This window comes from Sulfitobacter sp. HI0129, assembly GCF_001635395.1.
GTDB lineage: Bacteria > Pseudomonadota > Alphaproteobacteria > Rhodobacterales > Rhodobacteraceae > Sulfitobacter.
Genome location: NZ_LWGH01000822.1, coordinates 1 through 550, shown reverse-complemented (window position 1 = coordinate 550; position 550 = coordinate 1). Strand labels below are relative to the sequence as shown.

Here is a 550-nt window from a genome sequence, read left to right as displayed (position 1 = left end):
GGAGCGTCAGTTCTTTGAATTCGTTCAGCAGAACCAGCAGATGCAGCAGCAGATGCGCGCCCCGATCTTCGAAGACAAGGTCGTCGACCACATCGTGGAGAATGCCGAGGTTTCCGAGAAGGAGATCAGCAAGGACGAGCTTCAGAAGCGTGTCGAGGAACTCGAAGACGAGTGATCGCCCGCACGGTTTGACATGTCAGGGCCGTCCTTCGGGGCGGCCCTTTGCGTTTGGCGGGACTGTTTTGTGGGCAAGCCTAAGTAGAGTTCTGGTAGCGCACCAGAGTAGATGGCTGCTGCGCCGGTCCGTGGTCGCACCAAGTTACCTCATGGACAATTCGACCAGATCCGCATCAGAGTGCGGTATGAGAGACAAATCCACATGGTTCGATAGTTCGCCCGAAACGACTGGAAGGCCGTGCCGATTGCCGCCGCGAGAGCCGTCATGACCGATCGCCATTCATCCGACACCTATGTTGTCGGCGTCATGAAGATGGAAGTCGAGGGGCGGGACTCGGAGCGGTTTGGCGATGTTGTCGCCCGCGCTGTCGCG

At 58.4% G+C, this 550-nt stretch carries 1 pseudogene; it reads left to right on the top strand.

Going from position 1 to position 550, the window contains the following annotated elements:
- Nucleotides 1–175 (top strand): annotated as a pseudogene (locus A3764_RS24870) (trigger factor); the annotation flags it as partial.
- Between the last annotated feature and the right edge of the window lie 375 nt (nucleotides 176–550).